Origin of the sequence: Polaromonas jejuensis NBRC 106434, assembly GCF_001598235.1 — a bacterium.
GTDB lineage: Bacteria > Pseudomonadota > Gammaproteobacteria > Burkholderiales > Burkholderiaceae_C > Polaromonas > Polaromonas jejuensis.
The window spans coordinates 26402-40762 of sequence record NZ_BCYO01000015.1; the positions used below are offsets into that span (position 1 = coordinate 26402).

11 protein-coding genes are annotated in these 14361 nt (G+C 60.1%); 7 read left to right on the plus strand and 4 right to left on the minus strand.

Annotation, left to right across the window (positions count from 1 at the left end):
- Nucleotides 1–6: 6 nt before the first annotated feature.
- The gene (locus PJE01S_RS16215; RefSeq protein WP_068834685.1) at nucleotides 7–1068 is read right to left on the minus strand and encodes an NAD(P)-dependent alcohol dehydrogenase; all 1062 of its coding nucleotides are present in this window, start codon (nucleotides 1066–1068) and stop codon (nucleotides 7–9) included.
- A 312-nt stretch (nucleotides 1069–1380) separates the two neighbouring features.
- Here PJE01S_RS16215 and urtA point away from each other — a divergent pair, with 312 nt between their 5' ends.
- The 5 genes from urtA to urtE all read left to right on the plus strand — a co-directional run bounded on the left by urtA (nucleotide 1381) and on the right by urtE (nucleotide 7791).
- Nucleotides 1381–2658, plus strand: coding sequence for an urea ABC transporter substrate-binding protein (gene urtA, locus PJE01S_RS16220; RefSeq protein WP_068834686.1), 1278 nt, complete (start codon nucleotides 1381–1383; stop codon nucleotides 2656–2658).
- Between the two features lie 207 nt (nucleotides 2659–2865).
- Nucleotides 2866–4452, plus strand: a complete 1587-nt coding sequence (gene urtB / locus PJE01S_RS16225; RefSeq protein WP_174548550.1) for an urea ABC transporter permease subunit UrtB — start codon at nucleotides 2866–2868, stop codon at nucleotides 4450–4452.
- The gene (gene urtC / locus PJE01S_RS16230) at nucleotides 4449–5582 is read left to right on the plus strand and encodes an urea ABC transporter permease subunit UrtC (RefSeq protein ID WP_377372289.1); all 1134 of its coding nucleotides are present in this window, start codon (nucleotides 4449–4451) and stop codon (nucleotides 5580–5582) included. Before urtB ends, urtC begins: the two co-directional genes overlap by 4 nt.
- Nucleotides 5579–6460 carry an urea ABC transporter ATP-binding protein UrtD gene (gene urtD, locus PJE01S_RS16235; protein WP_068834688.1) on the plus strand — a complete coding sequence of 294 codons (882 nt, stop codon included), beginning with the start codon at nucleotides 5579–5581 and terminating at the stop codon, nucleotides 6458–6460. Before urtC ends, urtD begins: the two co-directional genes overlap by 4 nt.
- Before the next feature lie 638 nt (nucleotides 6461–7098).
- The gene (urtE, locus tag PJE01S_RS16240) at nucleotides 7099–7791 is read left to right on the plus strand and encodes an urea ABC transporter ATP-binding subunit UrtE (RefSeq protein ID WP_068834689.1); all 693 of its coding nucleotides are present in this window, start codon (nucleotides 7099–7101) and stop codon (nucleotides 7789–7791) included.
- A gap of 635 nt (nucleotides 7792–8426) precedes the next feature.
- Here the strand turns inward: urtE and PJE01S_RS16245 are convergent.
- Nucleotides 8427–8924 carry a VOC family protein gene (locus tag PJE01S_RS16245; RefSeq protein ID WP_068834690.1) on the minus strand — a complete coding sequence of 166 codons (498 nt, stop codon included), beginning with the start codon at nucleotides 8922–8924 and terminating at the stop codon, nucleotides 8427–8429.
- Nucleotides 8925–9198: 274 nt separating this feature from the next.
- Between PJE01S_RS16245 and PJE01S_RS16250 the strand changes: the two genes are divergently transcribed.
- Nucleotides 9199–9465 carry a hypothetical protein gene (locus PJE01S_RS16250; RefSeq protein WP_174548551.1) on the plus strand — a complete coding sequence of 89 codons (267 nt, stop codon included), beginning with the start codon at nucleotides 9199–9201 and terminating at the stop codon, nucleotides 9463–9465.
- A gap of 509 nt (nucleotides 9466–9974) precedes the next feature.
- On the opposite strand, the gene PJE01S_RS16255 is transcribed toward PJE01S_RS16250, so the two are convergent.
- Both PJE01S_RS16255 and PJE01S_RS16260 read right to left on the minus strand, forming a co-directional pair.
- Complete coding sequence (locus tag PJE01S_RS16255; RefSeq protein ID WP_068834691.1) at nucleotides 9975–11813, minus strand: UvrD-helicase domain-containing protein; 1839 nt, start codon at nucleotides 11811–11813, stop codon at nucleotides 9975–9977.
- A 1-nt stretch (nucleotide 11814) separates the two neighbouring features.
- Complete coding sequence (locus PJE01S_RS16260; protein WP_068834692.1) at nucleotides 11815–13920, minus strand: ATP-dependent nuclease; 2106 nt, start codon at nucleotides 13918–13920, stop codon at nucleotides 11815–11817.
- A gap of 120 nt (nucleotides 13921–14040) precedes the next feature.
- On the opposite strand from PJE01S_RS16260, the gene PJE01S_RS25245 reads away from it, so the two are divergent.
- Nucleotides 14041–14205 (plus strand): hypothetical protein, encoded by a 165-nt coding sequence (locus PJE01S_RS25245; RefSeq protein ID WP_157090364.1) that lies wholly within the window; start codon nucleotides 14041–14043, stop codon nucleotides 14203–14205.
- The last annotated feature ends 156 nt before the right edge of the window (nucleotides 14206–14361 follow it).

Here is a 14361-nt window from a genome sequence, read left to right on the forward strand (position 1 = left end):
CTTCTGTCAGGCTGTGGCTTTCAGGCTCGCCATGTCAATCACAAAACGGTACTTCACATCGCTCTTGAGCATGCGCTCATAGGCCGCCTCGATCTGGTCCATGCGGATGGACTCGATGTCTGACACGATGCCGTGCTTTGCGCAAAAGTCCAGCATCTCCTGCGTTTCCCTGATGCCACCAATCAGCGAGCCCGCCAGGCGTCGGCGCTTCATGATCAGGTTGAAAACGCCGGGCGAGGGGTGCGGGCTGGCCGGCGCGCCCACCAAGGTCATGGTGCCGTCCAGCTTGAGCAGCACCAGAAAAGCGTCCAGGTCGTGCGGCGCCGCCACGGTGTTGAGGATGAAGTCAAAGCTGCCGGCATGCGCCGCCATCTCGTCGGCGTTCTTGGACACCACCACTTCCTTGGCACCCAGGCGCAGCGCGTCCTCACGCTTGCCGGCCGAGCTGGTGAACAGCACCACATGCGCGCCCATGGCGGCGGCAATCTTCACGCCCATGTGGCCCAGCCCGCCCAGGCCCACGATGCCCACCTTGTGGCCGGGCCCCACCTTCCACTGGCGCAGCGGCGAATAGGTGGTGATGCCCGCGCACAGCAGCGGCGCCACGGCCGCCAGGTCGCCCGCATCGTGCGAGATACTCAGCACAAACGATTCACGCACCACCACGCGGTTGGAGTAGCCGCCATAGGTGTTGGCGCCCGTGCCCTGCTCGGGGCCGTTGTAGGTGCCGGTAAAGCCGTTGTCACAGTACTGTTCCAGCCCGTCGGCGCAGGGTGCGCAGCGCTGGCAACTGTCGACCATGCAGCCCACGCCGACGATGTCGCCCACTTCGAACTTGCTCACCAGCTCACCCACCGCCGTCACACGGCCCACAATTTCGTGGCCTGGCACCGAGGGGTAAACCGTGTTGTGCCACTCATTGCGCGCCGTGTGCAGGTCGGAATGGCAAACGCCGCAGTAGAGGACGTCGAGCGCCACATCCAGCTGGCCGGGCGCGCGGCGCTCGAAGGAAAAGGGTGCGAGTGGCGTGGTGGGGGATTGGGCGGCGTAGCCGTGGGCTTGTGGCATGACGAAGCTCCTTGGTTTGAAAGCGGTGATCCTATTCCTTTATGGCGCCTCCGTGTGATGGACTCCATTTCTCTTACATTTTCAGAAAGAAATGCGAGCTTGGTCTTAAGTTGCTAACAACATGGCCAGTTTTTTCTATTCAAAGATCCCAGAAGAACCCAAACTGCGGCGCGTTCGGCTGCCCGCATACGCCACCCGGCGTATTCCCCAATCCCCCTCCGGTCCCCAGAATCTATTTATCGCTGCGTGAGCCTGATTTTTCGGGCCTCCGCGCGGCGAAATGCGATTTACCACCCTACCGGAGAAGCAACCATGCAACGTCGTTTTACCCTCAAGGCGCTTACCGCCGCCGTCGCGCTCGCTGGCCTTGGCGCTGCGCCAGCCTTTGCCGCAGACACCATCAAGGTGGGCATTCTGCACAGCCTGTCGGGCACCATGGCGATTTCTGAAACCACGCTGAAAGACACTGTGCTCATGGCGATTGACGAGATCAATGCCAAGGGTGGCGTGATGGGCAAGAAGCTGGAGCCCGTGGTGGTGGACCCGGCTTCCAACTGGCCGCTGTTTGCCGAGAAAACCAAGCAGCTGCTCGGCCAGGACAAGGTTTCCGTGATTTTTGGCTGCTGGACGTCGGTGTCCCGCAAGTCGGTGCTGCCCGTGGTTGAGGAAATGAACGGCCTGCTGTTCTACCCCGTGCAGTACGAGGGTGAAGAGTTGTCCAAAAACGTGTTTTACACGGGGGCGGCGCCCAATCAGCAGGCGATTCCTGCAGTCGATTACCTGATGAGCAAGGCCGGCGGCGGCGCCAAGCGCTGGGTGCTGCTGGGCACCGACTATGTGTACCCGCGCACCACCAACAAGATCCTGCGCGCTTACTTGAAGAGCAAGGGCGTGAAGGACACCGACATCGACGAGAAATACACGCCATTCGGCCATTCCGACTACCAGACCATCGTGGCTGATGTGAAGAAATTCTCGCAAGGCGGCAAGACGGCGGTGGTCTCCACCATCAACGGCGATTCCAACGTGCCCTTCTACAAGGAACTGGGCAATGCTGGCCTGAAGGCCAAAGACGTGCCGGTGGTGGCCTTCTCTGTGGGCGAAGAGGAGCTGCGCGGCGTGGACACCAAGCCGCTGGTCGGCCACCTGGCGGCCTGGAACTACTTCCAGTCGATCAAGAGCCCGGCCAACACCGAGTTCATCAAGAAGTGGTCTGCTTATGCCAAGGCGAAGAAGCTCCCCGGCTCCGACAAGCCCCTGACCAACGACCCGATGGAAGCCACCTACATCGGCATCAACATGTGGAAGCAGGCGGTCGAGAAAGCCAAGTCCACCGACACCGACAAGGTCATTGCCGCCATGGCCGGCCAGACCTTCAACGCGCCTTCGGGCATCGTCTCGAAGATGGACGAGAAAAACCACCACCTGCACAAGTCGGTGTTCATCGGCGAGATCAAGGCCGACGGCCAGTTCAACGTGGTGTGGAAGACACCCGGCCCGGTGAAGGCCAAGCCATGGAGCCCGTACATCGAAGGCAACGACAAGAAGCCTGATGAGCCGGTCAAAGGCACGAGCGTCGCCACCAAGTAATTCCATTTCGATTTCAACGCGATAGGTCGTTGCCTCGCCTTGGCCGTTACAGCACTGTCAGCGGCGGGGCGCCTACTCTCGCATTGAACTAGAAATGGAATATGCCAGCAGTGCCGGCCCCCAAGGGGCTGGCGCGGCGCAACGGAGTCCACAAGGAAGTTGCAGTCTGGGCGCAGCTTGCCACGCCCAACCTACAGGTTCTTTTTCATGATGTTTAGAAAACTCCTTTTCTTTGCTATTGTTTTAATAGCTTCTCGCGCCCATGCCTTAAGCGCCGACGAGGTAAAAGGCATGACGTTTGGCGAAACCGAGGCGCGGGTGGAGGCTTTGGCCAGGGCCGCAGCCAATGGCGATGAGAAGACGGCGGCGTTTATCCAGGCGCTGTCTGACGATGCCGTCAAGACCAGTGGTGAAAAAGCCTTTGTGATCAAGGACGGCAAGGCGTTTGACCCGCTCACCGATGCCGAACTGCCTTTGCCCGCCGATGCCGAAGATGTGATCAACCCCAACCTGATGCGCAGCGAGCTGGACAATGCGCTGGCGGCGCTCAAGCTTTTCTCCAAAGACGAGAGGCTGCGTGCGGCTGCCATCAAGACGCTGGCCGGCAATAACGACAAAGATGTCGATGAGGCGCGCCTGCCGCTGATTGAAAAGGCCTATGCGGCGGAAACCGTGCCGGGTCTGAAAAGCCAGCTGGAAATGCTGCGTGCCGCGATTTTGCTGGGCAGCAGCGACAAGGCCAAGCGCCTGGAGGCGGCCGCGCAGCTATCGGCCAGCAAGAATCCCAACACCAAGACCGTGCTGATTGAGCGCCTGGCAAGCGAGTCGGACGCCGATGTCAAGGTCGCGTTGCAGGCGGCATTGAGCAAGGTGGAGGCGTCGCTGGCCTGGGGCGACAAGCTGGGCGCCATCTTCAGCGGCATCAGCCTGGGCAGCATTTTGCTGCTGGTGGCGCTGGGCCTGGCGATTACCTACGGCCTCATGGGCGTCATCAACATGGCGCATGGCGAACTGATGATGATTGGCGCCTATGCCACCTATGTGGTGCAGGGCCTGTTCCAGAAATACCTGCCCGGCGCCTTTGACTGGTATCTGCTGGCCGCGGTGCCGGTGGCCTTCATGGCTTCGGCGCTGATGGGCGCGGCGCTGGAGCGCAGCGTGATCCGCTTTTTGTACGGCCGGCCGCTGGAGACATTGCTCGCCACCTGGGGCATCAGCCTGATGCTGCAGCAACTGGTGCGCTCCATCTTCGGCGCGCAAAACGTCGGTGTGGAGAACCCGGTGTGGATGAGCGGTGGCGTGCAGGTGCTGGGCAATTTGTCGCTGCCCTACAACCGGCTGGTCATTATCGTTTTTGCCGCCGCCGTGCTGCTGGGCATGGCCTGGCTGATCAGCAAGACGCGGCTGGGCCTGTTTGTGCGCGGCGTCACGCAAAACCGCCCGATTGCCTCGTGCATGGGCGTGAACACCGCCCGTATCGACACCTATGCTTTTGCGCTGGGCTCGGGCATTGCCGGACTGGCCGGCTGCGCACTGAGCCAGGTCGGCAATGTGGGGCCGGACCTGGGCCAGGGCTACATCGTGGACTCCTTCATGGTGGTGGTGCTGGGCGGCGTGGGCCAGCTGGCGGGCACGGTGTATGCCGCCATGGGGTTGGGTATTTTGAATAAATTCCTCGAAGGCTGGACGGGTGCCGTGCTGGCCAAGATTGCCGTGCTGGTGTTCATCATCATCTTCATCCAGAAGCGGCCGCAGGGCATCTTTGCGATGAAGGGTCGCTCTGCAGAGGCATGACCATGAAAACACCCTCCACACCCGCAAACTTCGTCTTGCTTCCTTCCAAAGGCACGCTGCTCACGCGCAGCGGCTGGAGCGCCTTCATCACCGCGCTCATCGCCGTCTGCGCGCTGGCCCCGGTGCTGAACCTCTGGGTGCCCGAGGGCAACGCGCTCCACATGAGCACCTATGCGGTGGCGCTGCTGGGCAAGATCATGTGCTACGCCATCTGCGCGCTGGCCATGGACCTGATCTGGGGCTACACCGGTATTTTGTCGCTGGGCCATGGCGTGTTTTTTGCGCTGGGCGGCTACACCATGGGCATGTACCTCATGCGCCAGATTGGCCGCGACGGCAATTACAAAAGCGACCTGCCCGACTTCATGGTGTTTCTCGACTGGAAAACGCTGCCCTGGCACTGGACCTTCAGCGACAGCTTTATCGCCACGCTGATCCTGATCGTGGCGGTGCCGGGCCTGGTGGCCTTGGTGTTTGGCTACTTCGCCTTTCGCTCGCGCATCAAGGGCGTGTACTTTTCCATCATCACCCAGGCCATGACCTTTGCGGCCATGCTGCTGTTTTTCCGCAATGAAACCGGCTTTGGCGGCAACAACGGCTTTACCGATTTCAAGCGCATCCTGAACATACCGATTGCGACGCCGTCCATGCGCATGCTGCTGTTTGTCATGACGGGCCTGACCCTGCTCGGTTTCTTTTTGTTTGCCAAATGGCTGGTGGGCAGCAAGTTTGGCCGCGTGTTGCAGGCCATACGCGATGCCGAAACGCGGGTCATGTTTTCGGGCTACAACCCGCTGGGCTACAAGCTCACCATCTGGGTCATCTCGGCCATCATGTGCGGCGTGGCCGGCGCGCTGTATGTGCCGCAGGTCGGCATCATCAACCCGGGTGAAATGAGCCCGGCCAATTCCATCGAGATCGCCATCTGGGCCGCCGTGGGCGGGCGCGCCAGCCTGATAGGGCCGATTCTGGGCGCCTTCATCGTCAACGGCGCCAAGAGCTGGCTCACGGTGGCTTACCCCGAGTTCTGGCTGTACTTCCTTGGTGCGCTGTTTATTGGCGTGACGCTGTTCCTGCCTGATGGCGTGGTGGGGCTGGTGAAGAAACTCAGGCAAGGGGGTGAAAAATGACTCCCGATCTTTTAGAGCAGGGCGCTCGAAGAATTGAAGAGCGCATGGCGCTGCTGGCAGCCGGAAAAAACAACACCGAATCAGGTGGCCGCAATGCCAGCACAGGCCGTGTTGTCGAGTCCGGCGAGGTTGACGTGACGCACGGCCGCATCCTGTACCTGGAAGATGTGAGCGTCAGCTTCGATGGTTTCAAGGCCATCAACAAGCTCTCGCTGGACATTGCGCCCGGCGAACTGCGTTGCATCATCGGCCCGAATGGCGCGGGCAAGACCACCATGATGGACATCATCACTGGCAAGACCCGGCCCGATGAAGGCACGGTGTTTTTTGGCAGCACCATAGACCTGCTGCGCCACAAGGAGGCCGAGATCGCCCAGCTAGGCATTGGCCGCAAGTTCCAGAAGCCCACGGTGTTTGAGCAGCTCACGGTGTTTGAAAACCTGGAGCTGGCGCTCAAGACCAACAAGGGCGTGAAGTCATCGATGTTCTTCAGGCTGGACTCGGCGCAAAGCGACCGCCTGGCCGAAGTTCTGGTGACGATTCACCTGGCCGACAGCGTGAACCGCATGGCGGGCAACCTGAGCCATGGGCAAAAGCAGTGGCTGGAAATCGGCATGCTGCTGATGCAGGACCCGAAACTGCTGCTGCTTGATGAACCGGTGGCCGGCATGACCGATGAGGAAACCGCGCGCACCGCCGAGCTCTTTTTGACGCTCAAGGGCAAGCATTCGCTGATGGTGGTGGAGCATGACATGAGCTTCATCAAGACCATCTCCGAGATCGTGACGGTGCTGTGTGATGGGTCTGTGCTGGCGCAGGGGACGCTGGATCAGGTGCAGGCGGATGAGCGGGTGATTGAGGTGTATCTTGGACGCTAGGTTTTTACCTGTTCGGGCTGGGCCTGTCGAAGCCGGTTCTTGTTCCGGCGACGCGCTCTTTGCTAAGGACTGCTGGCCGGGGCTTGCCCGGCAGCAAGTAACTTTCTTTTGCTTCGCCAAAAGAAAGTCACCAAAGAAAAGGCGACCCGCAGTCTGGGTCCCTCCGCTTCGCTACGGGCAACCTGCGCTGCTCGACTCCGGCGGGGGTCCGCAGAACTCGCTTCGCTCAAACAACTGCGGCCCTGATCCCGCCTCCATCTGCGCTGCTCGGCCCAGCCAGGACGGGGCAGTCCGAATACAAAGAAAACCAAGACAAACAAGGACACGCCATGGCGTGCCCTTGTGGGTTTATGTATTTGGTATTCGGCTGTTGGTATTTCTTTCCCCACCCCCTTCTGTATGCGCCGAGGAGCGCAGGTGCAGGCGGATCAGGGCTGGCACTTGTTTGAGCCGAAGGCGAGTTTGTGCCAGACCCCGCCTGGACCGAGCACCGCAGGTTGCCCGGAGCGAAGCGCAGGGACGCAGACAGTAGGGTCGCCTTTTCTTTGCTTACTTTCTTTTGGCGAAGCAAAAGAAAGTGAGTAGCCGCCGGGCTACCCCCGGCTTCCACCCTCAACAAAGCACTGGGAGTTCATGACATGCTGAACGTCAAAAATATCAACCAATACTACGGCGGCTCCCACATCCTGCGCGACGTGAGCCTGCAATCCCACCTCGGCAAGGTCACAGTGCTGCTCGGCCGCAACGGCGTAGGCAAGACCACCTTGCTCAAATCATTGATGGGCCTGGTCCCCATCAAAACCGGCACCATCGAGTTCGACGGCAGACCGATTCAAAATGCCACACCTTACGAACGCGCCCGCGCCGGCATAGGCTTTGTCCCCCAGGGCCGCGAGATCTTTGCGCGACTCACCGTTGAAGAAAACCTGCGCATGGGCCTGGCCTACAAAAGCGCTGGAACGCCGATCCCCGCCGAACTCTACGAGCTGTTCCCCGTGCTCAAGCAGATGCTGGGCCGGCGCGGCGGCGACCTCTCGGGCGGCCAGCAGCAGCAGCTGGCGATTGCGCGCGCCCTGGCCGCCAAACCCAAGCTGCTGATCCTGGACGAGCCCACAGAGGGCATACAGCCCAGCATCATCAAGGACATCGGCCGCGTCATCCGCATGCTGGCTGACCGCGGCGACATGGCCATCCTGCTGGTCGAGCAGTACTACGACTTTGCGCAGGACCTGGCCGACGATTACCTGGTGATGGAGCGCGGCGAGTTCATCGCACGCGGCCAGGGCAAAGACATGGAAGCCAACGGCGTGCGGCAGTTGGTGGCGATATGAGCGCGGTGGTGCCAGGCCGTGTCCGCTCGACGGGTTGGGCGCCCGTGCGACTGAACTCACGCGGCCGTTCCGTTATATGTCGGTCGCGGGTGAGGATGCCGGTGGGGACGCGGGTGAACCGCCCACCTTGCCGGCAACACGGCTAGCCGCGCTCGCAGTTGCCTTCGCGCCATGTTCGACTCCGCGGGCCGTTGCCTTGGCTCCACGTTCTATGCCGCTGGCTGCAGCCTTCGCTCCGCGCTCGACCCCGCTAGCTGCTGCCTTCACCCCACGCTCGACGCCGCTGGCAGCGGCTTTTGCGCCTCGCGCGACCGCATTTCCCACCTTGCCAACTACGCCAGGCGCGGTGCTCGTGGTTGACTCCGCGGGTTCCTCTGAGGCGGCCTCGGCGTGGCCCAGCAGAATGAACACTGAGGTAAGCGCTGCTGCGGTCTTGAGAATCGTATTCATGGAAGCTCTCGCGTCTCTGGTCTCTACTATCGCAGCATGATACTCCCCCCAAACAATTTGAATCAGCTTGGCATGAGGCGCCTATTCCTGTGTAGTTGACCCGTGGCGCCCGGTTTTCGCTGATCACCTGACGCCAATATTCCGCCTCAAATCTGAACATGAGAGAACGTGCGGGACACGCTCCATCAGCTTGAGGATAGGTTTCGGCCCAGCCATGCGGCCTCTATCGCGGCGATGTCGATCTTTTTCATGGTCATCATCGCATCGAATGCGCGTTTGGCCGCCGCGCGATCGGGGTCGGATATCGCCGCGGTGAGGACGCGCGGGGTGATCTGCCACGACAATCCCCACCGGTCCTTGCACCAGCCGCACGCGCTTTCCTGGCCGCCATTGCCGACGACCGCGCTCCACAAGCGGTCGGTTTCGGCCTGGTCGTCGGTCGCGATCTGAAAAGAGAAGGCCTCGTTGTGCTTGAAATGCGGGCCGCCGTTCAGCCCGAGGCAGGGGATGCCGGCGACGGTGAACTCGACCGTCAGGACATCGCCCTGCTTGCCGTCGGGATAATCGCCCGGTGCGCGGAGGACGGCCCCGACAGCGCTGTCAGGGAATGTTTCGGCATAGAAGTTTGCGGCGTCAGCGGCGTCGCCGTCGTACCACAGACAGATCGTGTTCTTGCTGGTCATTTCGTGTCTCCTGAAGTCTTGAAGAGTTGAGGACCCGGCATCCGCCACCGTCCAAACAGCTCAAATCGTACTCATGGCGGGATCTCGGTCTGTCGGATGGGACTGATGCTGTTGTAGGGATCCGCCGATGCCGCACACTCTGCCAAGGCGTTCAGGGTTCCGGTTCCGGTTTCGCCAGCTCCGCGGGCGGGCTGTCGCTGTCGGTCCTGGGTCAGGCTTTCTACCCCGCACCCGCTCCCATCAACCTTGGGGCTGGGCGAACGCTGCGAGCAGCTTGCCGATCGCAAGCGACGGATGGGCGCCGAGCGTGGTGATCCATCCCGCCCGCGCAGTCGCCAGAAGGAACAAGGTGGAACTGCATCGCCGTCTCGGCGTGCTGGCCAGGAAAATAGGGGCTCGCAAGCCTGACGAGCTGGCCGACCAGCTTGTGCTTCTCATCGATGGTGCCTATATGAACGGTCCGTTTCTCGGCAAGAAGGGGCGCGCGCGCTCGCTCGTGGCAGCGGGACTGGCTTTGAGCCTTGCTGCTCAACGTCGCTGATGTTCGAGGCAACGACCGAACGCACCGCACAGCCGCAATGGGCCCGTTGTTGACCAGAAAGCTGCCGCTGGCGACTACCCGAAAATGCTGCAAAACGGAAGTCAACTCAGACTGCTTGCAGACGTTCGCGCCTCGCGAGCGATCCGGCTGGTTTCGACCCAGAGCGACATCCGCGTGGCCCGAATCGACGTCGAAAACCAGTCATTAGCCTGCCTTTGCGCCCTTCTTATGCGCTCCACTCGCGTCGAATTTGCTCTTTGGAAAGCAGTGCTCGATGAGCGCGAATTGGTCGGCTGTGACTTCTATGACGAGCAGTGTCAACCGTTGGATTCGTCAAATCGATTAGTGTTAACAAGCCCTAATTCGCCGGTTGCCCATCACGCAGCGCCTGGGGGTTGAGCAGTTTGCAGCACACCTTCCTCGCTATTCAAATACACCGGCAGAGAGGCGCCGGCCCGCCCGGCACTAGCATCATCATTTTCGAGATAACGAGGCAAGGACCGAGAGCCTTACGTCACGACGCGGATTTGATCAGGCTCTAGCAGCTTGCTGTTGATGAGCTCCGCTCGTGCCCCTTCGGGGTCGGTGGTAAACATTAGGACACGCAGATCCTCCGTCGCGCGCGAGAACGAGACATAGGCGAGTTTCTGAGTCAGGGAACGCTGCCGTTCGGTGGGCTCTCCGGCCGTGAGCGGAGTCAGGACCTTGTTAAAGCTGTACTGGTTCCACGCCGCCTCGACATCGTCATAGACGACCATAACCTTTTCATATTCCTCGCCCTTCACGCCGTGCTGCGTGCTATAGGCCGTGTTGTTGGCAATGTAGCCGGCGTAGCGGGCGACTGGCCCGGACGTCATTTGGAACAGCGAGTCTGCGAGCCAATCGCCCTTGTCGAGGCCGTGAAGATCCTCGTCGAACGCCTCAACCCGAGGGGCGCGACCAAGATGCTCGCACAGTCTCTCCGAAGGCTGGATGATCTGCTTGTCGATACAAAAGCGCAGGATGGCGCCGATCGTCTCGGTGCCCCACAAAGCCTGCAGCTGGCCAATCAGCGCGTTCGAGGTCTCGATCATCAACTTCAGCGACTTTTCGGCGTTCAATCCGTGGACCGCGAAGGCCGGACTGTCACGCCGCAGCAAATTGATGATCTTGCGACCATCGCCCTGTTCCTGTGCAGTGATCAGAGGGTAAATAGTCGACAGAAGAGGCTTGAGAAGAAAATGCTCTCCAGCCTCGAAGGCATCTTGCGCGCGCGACGAGGCATAGTCGCCAGTGAAGAGACGGTTGAGATCGGCAAAGCCCAGCCGCCGCGCAATCATTTGACGGGCAAGGAAGAGCTTCACAACTTCTTCGCGTCCGGTCCAGCCCCAGTCTGCGACCACCGCGTCCATCCGTGCCAGCGCGCGATCAACCTGATCCTCTGAATAGCGCTTGCGCGGCTCGGTTGGCTCTTCCGCCTTGACCAGTCGAAATTCGACACTGCCTTCACATTCCTTGTTGTCGCCTGCAGCATATTGCTCGACGTCACTGCGATAGGCGTTAAGAAGCCGGATGACACTCTTCGAACAGCGGAAATTTTCCGTTTTCGCAATGACCTCGCCCCCCTCAGGTGGCGCGAAGGCCCCGGCGCTCCGGTCATAGATCTGCTGCCACGGGTCACCAAAATAGCCGATCATCGGTAGACCCGTGCCGGCACAAACGAGATTGAGCCCGGCAACGATGCCCTCGAATGTGTCCTGCGCCTCGTCGACGAAAATATAAGGGAAACGTAGGCCAGTGATTCGCCTGAAGGTGGCATTCTTTGCAAACAGATAGGTTGCGATCTCGATAATGTCATCATGGCCGATCTGGCCCTTGCCGTAATCGCTGAAGCTGGTGTCGGCATACTCAAAGAAGTCGACCGAATCGAGGGCGGCATGCGCTGCCGTCAGCCGCTCGATCTTGGCGCGGGCCTTCTGTGCTTTTTTGCTTTTGCCGCCGTTATCGTCTTCCTTGGCCTTTTCGATAAGGGTCGGGATGCGGCTCTCGCGTAGCGCCTCCCGAACATCGTCGTGGAAGCGGCTGATCTGCCCCCACAGAAAGCCGTGAAGCGTCGAGACCAAGTAGAGGTCGTCGAACCCCAGCCGTGCTTTGATCACCTCGACTGCTCGGTTGGTGAATGTAATACAGGCGATACGCTGACCATGCTTCCTAAGGGCGACTCCCTCGCGATCCCGGATTCGGCTGAGAGCATCGACCAGCGAGCTTGTCTTGCCCGAACCCGCGCCGGCAATCATCGCGAAGCTACGACGGTCATCTAAGCATTTGTGGACCAAAGCATCCGCTTCGCTTTCAACCCTGGCGCCCATGCTATGCCCCCGCCGCAACAGCGACTGCTGTCGCCGTTGCCGAAGTGAGAGGTGCGCACAGGCGCGCCTCGAGCCAATGCAACCCCTCGGCAATGTAGCCAGGGACAATCCATTCCTCGTCGCAGGCCAAGATATCCATGGCGAAGTCGGTCTTTTTGAAACTGTCCGACCTAATCCGGTCGTAGACATCTTGATAAGCGTCGTCGAGAAGCTCGGGGATGGCGATGCCGATCGACAGCGTGCCGGACCTTAGCAGTCCGAAATTCTCGTAGACAATAGCTTCCTCCAGGGTTCGGGGGCGGAGCGTCGCCTGGGCAGTGCCATCGGTCACCAGAATATCTGTTTGGAAAGCGATGCAGCGGTCCTTCGCAGCGTGCTGTTTGTCCGCCGGGGCTAGCGCAATCAGATCGGCGACAGTTGTCCACCCGCACAGCTTCTTGAGAGATGCATTGGATGTTCGCGCGCCCACGACGTCCGCCCGGCAGGAACTTGGGTAGCCGGTGGGCACCACGGAATCGAGATCCGTGATAACAAGATAGGGAATGTGAAGGAAGCTGAGCAGCCCCTCGAAACGGTGGGCATAAGCGCCGCCGACCTCCAGGATTGTGAGGTATGTGGTTCGCAGCCGCTTTGCGGCATTCTCTATCATCGCCGGCATGAGGAGCTTTTCGACGGCACCTTCAACGAGAATGGTCGCATCGGCGAAGAACAGATCGCAGTGCGTCAGACGTAGATAGCGTTTGAGGAAGGCCAGCGATTCCGAGGGCGACACTAGCTTGCCGTCGATCGTCTCAACATCCGGCTGGAAAGCCCGAAGGCTGCGAACCGCAGATGCATTGCGGATGCCGGACGCGGCCGTCTCGCCCTCGATATGGCAGCGCTGGAAATAGCGGACTTTCTCGAAATCCACGGCCTCCATGATGTGGGAGGAATGGGTGGTGACGACGAGTTGCGGCACGAGGTCAGGTGTGCCGGCCGCCTCGGCGGACTGATTGATCACCTCCCATATGTTCGAGATAAAGGTCTGCTGCACCTGAGCATGGAGATGGACCTCGGGCTCCTCGATGAAGATCATCAGGCATAGTGGCCTGTTCTCGGCGGTCATCACCCACTGAGAATGAAAATGTCGGGCCTGAATGGCCATGTAAATGAGATTCTTAAAGCCGAGACCATTGTAGAGTTCTGGCAGTTCATGCTGCCGGCTGGGATCAACGTAGAGCAGCTCGGTGCTGCCGCGCAACGCAGTTTCAGGACTGAGCGACGAGATGATGCGCAGCTCTCGATCGTTGATCGACGGAACGCCAAGATGCTTGATGAGCTTGATCAGCGGGTCGAACTGCTTGGCGTAATGATCGGTTAGCTGCCGGTTGTTTTCATCGATCACACTGTGCGCATCGGCGGCATGGCCAACCTGCTCGAGATTCTTCCGGTAAAAGGCGGCGAAGGCCGACGAAAGCCGGTTGCTGCGGCTGCTGTCGTCGTCGTTGATGTTGCGCTGCGCGTCGACGAATTCGACTCGTATGAGATGCTTCAGGAGCCGCTTGCCTTCGTCAGGCTCAAGCTCGCTAGTCACTATCTCCGGTGGGGTGCCGTCCTGTGATTTCTCGTCGAGCGAGAAATAGCGAACCGTGCAATGGCGCCCAAGATTTCCGTCGATCGCCAGATATTGCGACAGCGCCTTTGCACGCGTCCCATCTTCCTGTGCGGGATAGGCGGCGTCATAATGCTCGCGCAACTTCTTTGCATCCTCGATCTCATAGGACAGTCGGATACCGACGCGCGTGAAGTCCGAAAGCTTGGGCAGCAGCGTGAACACCGTGCCGAACGCGATGCTTTCAGGATCGATGGTGAACCACAAATCGAGGCTAATCTTGGGAAGCCGCTCTGCATCTCCGATGGCGACAAAGGCGTCGAAATCGGCCATTCGCGCCACTGAGAAGTCGTGAATCTTGAAATCTCGCCCCCCGAGAAAGCAGCGAAAGATTGCGGTGGCTGACGTCTTGCCGCTGTTATTGGGGCCAACAAAGATTGACTCGCGTTCTTCAATGTCGATCTGAACATTCTCCAACCGCCGGAAATTTCGAATGGCGACACCGCTGACCCTCATAAATAACCTCCTCCACGTTGTAATTAGAGAGCAGTCAATCTCGCTGCCCGCCGTTCAGTAAATGTAACGTCTGTAGAAAACACGAAGGGAATCGACTTCTGCGATCGAGAGGAGCACCGTATGAGCGAGATGGGCCACCGCGCGTGCCGGCGTAAGGCCGTCGGCGAACGCTGCGATCCGATCGAAGGCTACGTGAAGGCAGTGACGTCATTTCGTGCTACGGCAGCCAGCGCACGTCGCGCTTTGAGTGCCGACGAAAACCGCCGCACGCGCAAGTCTACGTAACAGTCAACGGGTTACGCCGGCAAGTTGGTTTCATTACCTGAGCCTGGGCAGCCCCGGCACCAGGCTCAATATGCAACCCAGCGCACCGCAAAGCTGCCGGTCACCTACAGCCGCTGATGGCCGCAACCAGTAGTCTGAGCTACAAATTTTAGCGGC

Excerpts from the sequence above, each read along its gene's own strand:
- PJE01S_RS25245 (WP_157090364.1), top strand. The coding sequence starts at position 14,041 with ATGAGCGAGATGGGCCACCGCGCGTGCCGGCGTAAGGCCGTCGGCGAA.
- PJE01S_RS16255 (WP_068834691.1), bottom strand. The coding sequence starts at position 11,813 with ATGGGCGCCAGGGTTGAAAGCGAAGCGGATGCTTTGGTCCACAAATGC.
- urtD (WP_068834688.1), top strand. The coding sequence starts at position 5,579 with ATGACTCCCGATCTTTTAGAGCAGGGCGCTCGAAGAATTGAAGAGCGC.
- urtB (WP_174548550.1), top strand. The coding sequence starts at position 2,866 with ATGATGTTTAGAAAACTCCTTTTCTTTGCTATTGTTTTAATAGCTTCT.
- urtC (WP_377372289.1), top strand. The coding sequence starts at position 4,449 with ATGACCATGAAAACACCCTCCACACCCGCAAACTTCGTCTTGCTTCCT.
- urtE (WP_068834689.1), top strand. The coding sequence starts at position 7,099 with ATGCTGAACGTCAAAAATATCAACCAATACTACGGCGGCTCCCACATC.
- urtA (WP_068834686.1), top strand. The coding sequence starts at position 1,381 with ATGCAACGTCGTTTTACCCTCAAGGCGCTTACCGCCGCCGTCGCGCTC.
- PJE01S_RS16245 (WP_068834690.1), bottom strand. The coding sequence starts at position 8,924 with ATGACCAGCAAGAACACGATCTGTCTGTGGTACGACGGCGACGCCGCT.
- PJE01S_RS16215 (WP_068834685.1), bottom strand. The coding sequence starts at position 1,068 with ATGCCACAAGCCCACGGCTACGCCGCCCAATCCCCCACCACGCCACTC.
- PJE01S_RS16260 (WP_068834692.1), bottom strand. The coding sequence starts at position 13,920 with ATGAGGGTCAGCGGTGTCGCCATTCGAAATTTCCGGCGGTTGGAGAAT.